Origin of the sequence: Trebonia sp. (genome assembly GCF_030042015.1) — a bacterium.
In the GTDB taxonomy this organism is placed as follows: domain Bacteria; phylum Actinomycetota; class Actinomycetes; order Streptosporangiales; family Streptosporangiaceae; genus Trebonia.
Genome location: NZ_JASIAL010000013.1, coordinates 1 through 8,098 on the forward strand (window position 1 = coordinate 1; position 8,098 = coordinate 8,098).

At 70.7% G+C, this 8,098-nt stretch carries 5 protein-coding genes and 1 pseudogene; all 6 read right to left on the reverse strand.

From position 1 onward, the window contains the following. Positions 1 to 508, reverse strand: a pseudogene (locus Q1N79_RS00495) (thiol reductant ABC exporter subunit CydC); the annotation flags it as partial. Beyond that, on the reverse strand, positions 505 to 2,112 hold the full coding sequence (gene cydD / locus Q1N79_RS00500) for a thiol reductant ABC exporter subunit CydD (RefSeq protein ID WP_300602711.1): 1,608 nt from the start codon (positions 2,110 to 2,112) through the stop codon (positions 505 to 507). The pseudogene Q1N79_RS00495 and the gene cydD, both read right to left, overlap by 4 nt. 1 nt (position 2,113) lies before the next feature. Then, on the reverse strand, positions 2,114 to 3,118 hold the full coding sequence (cydB, locus tag Q1N79_RS00505; RefSeq protein WP_300602714.1) for a cytochrome d ubiquinol oxidase subunit II: 1,005 nt from the start codon (positions 3,116 to 3,118) through the stop codon (positions 2,114 to 2,116). Positions 3,119 to 3,132: 14 nt separating this feature from the next. Then, positions 3,133 to 4,578, reverse strand: a complete 1,446-nt coding sequence (locus Q1N79_RS00510; RefSeq protein ID WP_300602717.1) for a cytochrome ubiquinol oxidase subunit I — start codon at positions 4,576 to 4,578, stop codon at positions 3,133 to 3,135. Positions 4,579 to 4,658: 80 nt separating this feature from the next. Continuing rightward, the gene (locus Q1N79_RS00515) at positions 4,659 to 5,744 is read right to left on the reverse strand and encodes an IS630 family transposase (RefSeq protein ID WP_300602719.1); all 1,086 of its coding nucleotides are present in this window, start codon (positions 5,742 to 5,744) and stop codon (positions 4,659 to 4,661) included. Between the two features lie 101 nt (positions 5,745 to 5,845). Further along, positions 5,846 to 7,489 (reverse strand): FAD-binding dehydrogenase, encoded by a 1,644-nt coding sequence (locus Q1N79_RS00520; RefSeq protein WP_300602722.1) that lies wholly within the window; start codon positions 7,487 to 7,489, stop codon positions 5,846 to 5,848. Positions 7,490 to 8,098 lie beyond the last annotated feature (609 nt).

The window sequence follows — 8,098 nt, forward strand, 5'->3', positions numbered from 1 at the left end:
GGCGGGCGACGGCGAGCGCCACCGCGGGCGCGGCCAGCGCGGCGGTGACCAGGCTCGCGGCCAGGATCAGGCCCGCGGCGGGCAGCAGCAGCGTGCAAACGGCCACCGCGCCCGCCCCGGCGACCGCCGCGACGGCATAGGGCAGCCGGACGCGCAGCCACCGGTCGGCGAGCGAGTCGATGTCAGTCACGAGCCGGGAGATGAGATCGCCTGACCGGTACTCCGACAGCCCCGCGGGTGCGATGCGGGCGAGGGAGTCGTAAGCGCTCGTTCTGAATGATGAAAGGAGACCGAGGGCGGCGTCGTGCCCGGCCAGCCTTTCCGCGTACCTCAGCCCCGCGCGGCCGAGCCCGAACGCCTGCACCACGGCGGCCGGGGCCATCAGGTACAGCACGGGCGGGTGCTGCGCGGAGCGGGAGATGAGCCAGGCGGCGGTGGCGAGCAGGCCGACCGAGCAGGCGGCGGCGAGCGAGCCGAGGAGCGCGGCGAGGGTGAGCCTGCTTCTCATGACAGCACCGCTGTCCTGTCGAGGTCGACCACCTCGTCGGCGGCGTCGATGACCGCCGGGTGGTGCGATACCACGAGCACCGCGCGGCCCGCGCGGGCCTGCTCGCGCAGGGTGGCCAGCACCCGCCGTTCGGCCGCGGCGTCGAGTCCGGCCGTGGGCTCGTCGAGCAGCAGCACCGGACGGCGCACGAGGAGGGCGCGGGCAAGCGCGACGCGGCGGCGCTGGCCGGCGGACAGGCCGGTGCCGCGATCGCCGATCATCCGGTCGAGCGGCACGTCGTCGAGGGCGGCCGCGCGGGCCGCCGCCTCGACCTCAGCGGGCGGCGCGCCCGGTCGGCCGAGGCTGATGTTGTCCGCGACCGTCCCCGCGAACAGCACCGGATCCTGCGGCAGCCACGCGTAGGTGTCCGGCGGGCATGGCGGGCTGATGCTGCCCGCGTCCGGGCGGGTGAAGCCCAGGATGCAGCTAAGCAGCGTGGTCTTCCCGCAGCCGCTGGGCCCGGTGACGACGGTGATGCAGCCGGGGGCGATGGTTAGGGACGCCATGTGCGGGGCCGGCTCGGCGCGGCCTTCGTGCCGGACCGAGACCCGGTCGACGGTGATCAGCTCCGGCAGGGTCACCTCTCGTGGTGTGACTGTGGTTTGCGGAACGGGCGTCTCGAGCACGGTGAAGACCTCCTGCGCGGCGGTGAGCCCGTCGGCGGTGGCGTGGAACTGCGCTCCCACGGCCCGCAGCGGCAGGTACACCTCGGGGGCGAGGATCAGCACGAGCAGCCCGGTGCGCAGGCCGAGGTCGCCGTAGGCGAGCCGCAGCCCGATCTCGGTGGCGACGAGCGCGACCGACATCGTCGCGATCAGCTCCAGGGCCAGGCTGGACAGGAAGGCCAGCCGCAGCGTCGCCATCGTGGCGCGCCGGTACTCGGCGGTGACCTTGGCTATCTGGTCTCGCTGCGCCTGCGCGCGGCCGAACACCTTGAGCGTCGGCAGGCCGGTGACCACGTCGAGGAAGTGATGCGCGAGCTGCCCGAGGGCCTGCCACCGGCGCCGGGCGTGCTTGCTTGTGGCGATCCCGATCAGCGCGCCGAACACCGGCACAAGCGGCAGCGTGACCGCCACCGTGATCCCCGAGACCGGGTCGGCGGTGGCGATCCGCGCCAGCACCGCGAGCGGCACGGCGACCGCCAGGATCAGCTTGGGCAGGTAGCTGGTGAAGTAGCCGTCGAGCGAGTCGATGCCCGTGGTGGCGAGCTCGGCGAGTTCGGCGGTGCGGCGGGTGCGCTGCCAGGACGGGCCGAGGCCGACGACGGCGGCGAGCAGGCGGCGGCGCAGCCGCGACGTGGCGGCGGCGCTCGCGCGGTGCGCGGCGGCCTCGGCGGCCCAGGCGGTCAGCGCGCGTGCCGCGGACACGGCGGCGAGCGCGATGACGGCGGTGCGCAGCGTGCCCAGTGTCGCCTTATCGACAAACGCGCCTGCGATGATCGTGGCGAGCAGCTGGGCCTGGGCGATGACGAGCGCCGCGGTGAGGACGCCGAGGGCCGCGAGGGCCCCGATCCAGGCGGCGGCGCCTTTGGCGTAGCGGAGCAGGCGGGGGTCGAGCGGCCGCATTTCAGGACGCCTTCACTCGCTTGCGGAAGACCCAGTACGTCCACGCCTGATAGGCGAGGACGAACGGCAGGAAGATGATCGCGACGACCGTCATGACGATCAGCGTCTTGGCCGCGGAGGCCGCGTTGGCCGTGGTCAGCGAGTAGGCGGCGCTGGTGGTGGACGGCAGCACGTTCGGGTAGAGGGCGGTGAACAGGGCGGCGGTGGCGCCCGCGATCGCCGTGGCGTTCGCCGCGAACGCGATGCCCTCCCGTCCCGCCCAGTGGGCGGCCACAGCGGCGATGAGCGCCGCGGCGGCGAGCGCGGCGCACGCGACCGAGGCGATCGCGGTGCCGGTGGTCGTCCCTGAGCGGTGGCTGGCCTCGGTCCAGGCGAGGAAGCCGCCGCCGGCGACGATGGCCGCCACGGCGACCGCCGCGGCGGCCCTTTTCGCGCGCCTGCGCAGGTCACCGGTGGTCTTCAGGGCCAGGAAGAGCGCGCCGTGCAAGGTGAACAGCGTGAGCGTGGCCAGCCCGCCGACCAGGGCGTACGGGTTGAGGAACGTGAAGAAGTTGCCGGTGAAGTTGTGCTCGGCGTTGAGCGGGATGCCGCGCAGCACGTTGCCGAACGCGACCCCCCACAAGATCGCGGGCAGCAGCGAGCCGAGGAAGATGGCCGCGTCCCAGCCGTGCCTCCAGATGCTGTTATCCCGCTTGCCCCGGTACTCGAACGCGACGCCCCTGATGATCAGCGCGACGAGGACGAGCAGCAGCGGCAGGTAGAACGAGCTGAACATCGACGCGTACCAGGCGGGGAACGCGGCGAACGTGGCGCCGCCCGCGGTGAGCAGCCAGACCTCGTTGCCGTCCCAGACCGGGCCGATCGTGTTGATGACGACGCGCCGCGTCGTGTTGTCCCGGCCGAGGAACGGCAGCAGGATGCCGACGCCGAAGTCGAACCCCTCCAGGACGAAATAGCCGGCCCACAGCACGGCGATCGCGATGAACCACAGGTCGGACAGGTGCATGGCTTTCCCCGGGGTCAGTAGACGAGTTCGAGGGGTTGGTCTGCTGTGGGCGCGCCCGGCTCGGGCTCGCCGGGCAGGCCCGCCTTGATGTACTTGAGCATCAGGCCGGCCTCGATCACCGCGAGCGTGCCGTAGAGCAGGGTGAAGATGATCAGCGAGGTCAGCACCTCGCCGGCGGAGTTCGCCGACACCCCCGCCGCGGTCTTCAGCTGGCCGTAGACGAGCCACGGCTGGCGGCCCATTTCTGTCATGATCCAGCCGAAGGTGTTGCCGAGCAGCGGCAGCAGCGGCAGCGCGATCCCGCCCCACAGCAGGACTCTCGAGGTCGGCAGGCGGCCCTTGCGGGTGGCCCACAGCGCGACGAGCGCGATCAGCGCCGCCAGCAGCCCGGCGCCGATCATCAACCGGAACGACCAGTACGTGACCGGGATGATCGGGGTGTAGGAGCCGGGACCGTAGATCTGCGCGTACTGCTGCTGCAGGTTGTCGATGCCCTGGACTTGCGCGCTGAAATTCCCCGTGGCCAGGAACGACAGGATCCGCGGTATGTCAAGGCTGAAGATCGCGTGCGACCCGTTGAGCGAGCCGATCGTGAACAGCGAGAACGGGGCCGGCTTGGCGGTGTGGTACAGCGCCTCCGCGGCGGCCATCTTCATCGGCTGATACCTGGTGGTGAACAGCTTGCCCTGGATGTCGCCGGTGGCCACGACCACCACGGCGGCCGCGATCGCGGTGATCCCGCCGGCCTTGAGCGCGCTGCGGAAGGCGGCCGCCTCCGCGCTGGCGGCGCTGTCGGCGCTGTCTGTGCTGTCTGCGTTGTGGCCGCTTGCCCGCCCGCGCATCAGGTGCCACAGCGCGACGCCCGCGACCAGCGACCCGCCGGTGAGGAAGCACCCGGCGATCACGTGCGGGAACCCGGCCAGCTGCGCGGGGTTGAACAGCACGGCCGCGAAGCTGGACAGGTCGTCCTGGTGTGTCTTCGGGTTGTAGACGTAGCCGACCGGGTGCTGCATCCAGGCGTTGGCGGTCAGGATGAAGTACGCCGACAGCAGCGTCCCCGTGGCGGCGAGCCACATGCAGGCGTTGTGCACCTTGGGCGGCAGCCGGTCCCAGCCGAAGATCCACAGCCCGAGAAACGTGGACTCAAGGAAGAAAGCGAGCAGGGCCTCTATCGCCAGCGGCGCGCCGAAGATGTTCCCGACCAGCCGCGAATAGGCGGACCAGTTCATGCCAAACTGGAATTCCTGCACAATTCCCGTGACGACGCCGAGCGCGAAATTGATCAGGAAGAGCTTGCCGTAGAACTTTGTCAGCCGCAGCCAGCGGTCGTTTCCCGTGCGCAGCCACCCGGTCTCGAAGCCCGCGACAAGGAACCCGAGGCCGATCGTGATCGGCACGAAGAGGAAGTGATAGACGGTGGTAATGCCGAACTGCCACCGGGATAGGTCCAGCACATTCACCCGGGTACCTAACCATTGCCCCGGATGACGCCAGAAGGGCCGGTTGGTCCCCCTTTGGCAGGGACGTTGGTCCTTCGTGGCTAGTGAGCTGGTCGTGAAATTCGGTCGCAGTAGCGGCAGATGGCGTCGATGATCTGGTCGGGGGTCTTGGTCCACTTGAAGGGGCGGGCGGAGTCGTTCCAGAGCTTGATCCATTCCTGGAGGGCGGTGGTGAGTTCCTCCAGCGAGCAGAACACGCCGCGGTCGAGGCAGCGGCGCTGGATCTCGGCGAACCAGCGTTCGACCTGGTTGATCCAGGACGAGTAGGTGGGCGTGAAGTGCAGCACGAAGCGGGGGTGCGCCAGCAGCCATCGGTGCACAGCCGGGGCCTTGTGGGTGGAGAGGTTGTCGCAGATCACGTGGACGTCCAGTCCCGGCTCGACTGCATGGTCGATCTGGTCCAGGAAGTCGCGGAAGTCGGTGGCCGTGTGCTGGGCCGACAGCTTGCTGATGACCTTGCCGTTCGCGATGTTCAGGGCGGCGAGCAGGTCGGTGGTGCCGTGCCTGGTGTAATCGAAGCTGCGCCGCTCGGGTACCCCGGGCAGCATCGGCAGGACGGGCGCGGTGCGTTCCAGCGCCTGGATCTGCGGTTTCTCGTCCACGCTGAACACCACTGCGTTCTGCGGCGGGTTCAGGTACAGGCCGACGACGTCGCGGATCTTGGGGACGAGGAGAGGGTCGGGGGAGATCTTGAACGTCTCGGTGCGCCAGGGCTGCAGGCCGAAGGCCCGCCAGATCTGCTGCACGCTGGTCGCCGAGATGCCGGCCTGGCGGGCAAGTTCGCGTTTGGACCAGTGGGTGGATCCCTCGGGCGCTTCTTCCAGGGTGCGGACGACGACGTCTTCCACCTGCGCGTCGGTGATCGAGCGGGGCACGCCGGGCCGCGGCTCGTCGGTCAGCCCGTCCAGCCGCTTTTCCAGGAAACGGCCCCGCCAGCGGGCCACCGTCTTGCGGTGAACGCGCATCCGGGCCGCGACCGCGACGTTGTTCCCGCCGTCGGCGCAGGCCAGCACGATCCGCGCGCGCTGCGCCAGTCCCTGCGCGGTGCTCCGCCGCTTAACCCAGTTCTCCAGGGTGCGCCGCTCGTCGTCCGACAGGATCACCGGTTCCAGCCTCGTATCAGCCATGCTCCTAGCAGAACCCAGCAGGAGCCCGGCGAAAAGCCCACAGTGCTAGATAGCGACGCAAAACGACTCACGTGGTGCCCCTGAAACTCACGACCGGCTTACTAGCCCGTCGCGGCGGCCGCGGCCCGGCCGGCGATGCGGCCGGAGAACAGGCAGCCGCCGAGGAACGTCCCCTCAAGCGAGCGGTAGCCGTGCATCCCGCCGCCGCCGAACCCGGCGGCCTCGCCGGCCGCGTACAGCCCGGGCACCGGCGTGCCGTCCGCGCCGAGCACGCGCGACCCCAGGTCGGTGTGCAGCCCGCCGAGCGTCTTGCGGGTGAGCACGTGCAGCCGGACCGCGATCAGCGGTCCGGCCGCCGGGTCGAGCAGCCGGTGCGGCCGGGCCACCCGCAGCAGCCGGTCCCCGAGGTACGCGCGCGCTCCCCGCACCGCCGTCAGCTGCCCGTCCTTGCTGAACCGGTTGGCGGCCTCGGCGTCCCGCGCCGCCACCTCGGCGTGGACGAAGGCTGCGTCGAGGTGCGGGTCTCCCCCGGTGACCTTGTTCATCCCGTCGATGAGCCCGCGCAGGCTGCGCGCGGTCACGAAGTCTTCCCCGTGGTCAACGAACGCCTGCACCGGGCCGGGCACCCGGCCGCCGAGGCGGCTGGTCAGCATCGCGCGGCGGTCCCGCCCGGTGATGTCCGGGTTCTGCTCGGAGCCGGACAGCGCGAACTCGCGCGCGATGATCTTCCTGGTGAGGATGAACCAGCTGTGGTCGTATCCCGTGCGCCGCAGGTGCTCAAGCGTGCCGAGGGTGTCGAAGCCCGGGTACAGCGGGCTCGGCAGCCGGCGCCCCGTGGCGTCAAGCCACAGCGAGGAGGGCCCGGGCAGGATCCGGATGCCGTGCAGCGGCCAGATCGGGTCCCAGTTGGTGATCCCCTCGACGTAGTGCCACATCCGGTCCCTGTTGATCACCTGCCCGCCCGCCGCTTCGGCGATCCCGATCATCCGGCCGTCCACGTGCGCGGGCACGCCGGACAGCATCCGCTCCGGCGGGGCGCCGAGACGCTGCGGCCAGGCCGCCCTGACGAGCTCGTGGTTGCCGCCGATCCCGCCGGCGGCGACGATCACCGCCTGGGCGTGCAGCTCGAACTCTTTAACGGCGGTTCGCGAACTCGGCGTGCCCCGGGGTGCGTCGCTGGGCTCGAGCACCGTCCCCGTGACGCCGTCGACGACGCCGTTCGTGACGGTGAGCGCGTCCACCCGGTGCCGGAACCGGAACTCAAGGCGCCTGGCGTCCGCCGCGGCCCATACCCGGCGCGCGAACGGCTCGACCACGCCGGGCCCGGTGCCCCAGGTGATGTGGAACCGGGGCACGGAGTTGCCCTGGCCGGTGGCGAGGTGGCCGCCGCGTTCGGCCCAGCCGACCACCGGGATTACCCGATGGCCCAGCTGCCGCAGCCAGGACCGCTTCTCGGTGGCGGCGAACTCGACGTAGGCCTGGGCCCAGCGCCTGGGCAGCTCGTCCTCGGGCCGGTCGAAGCCCGCGGTGCCCATCCAGTCCTGCCAGGCCAGCTCCACGGAGTCCTTGATGCGCAGCCGTCGCTGCTCGGGTGAGTCCACGAAGAACAGCCCGCCGAACGACCACCACGCCTGCCCGCCGAGCGACTGCTCCGGCTCCTGGTCAAGCAGCAGCACCGTGCGGCCGGCGGCCGCGGCTTCGGCGGCGGCCACCAGGCCCGCGAGCCCGGCCCCCACCACGATCACGTCAGCGTCGATGCCGGACCTCCCTCCGTCCCAGCCCCAGGATCCGGACCAGGGTAAACACGGTTTCTCAGAAAGCGCTTGAGGCCGCCACAACGTTTCATTCATCACGAACAGTTGCGACTCCCCCGCCTCCCCTGCTGCGGATCGCCGGAATAGCGCGCGGGCCCGCTCGCAGAACCGCTCTGCGTCAACTCCGTGTGGCTGGTCGCCACCCGCCAGCATCCTGGCCTGAAGTTGCCCCGATCGCAGGCCACCGTGCCGGACCACCACTGCGGCCGTTACCGGCTGGACCGCGATGTGAGCACACGTAGGTCTGCTGGGGCTGGCACAGCGCCTCCACCACGCGCGGTGTCGCGCAGGATAGGCCCGAGTTCCGCCACCACGTGCCCCCGCGGCCCGACGACCAAGGTGCCAAGATTCATCGGGCCAACCGCGTGATTCACCACCCACGACACGGTCTCGTGCACGATGCCACCAGGCAGATCGCGCCGCCCGGCCAGAGGATCGCATCGACCGCATCCCACCACGTCCACCCCCGCCAGGATCAATGAGCGCCCTCACCACGGTCAAGATCTTTCCCCATTGTCTTCGAAAAGGATCTTGGAAAAT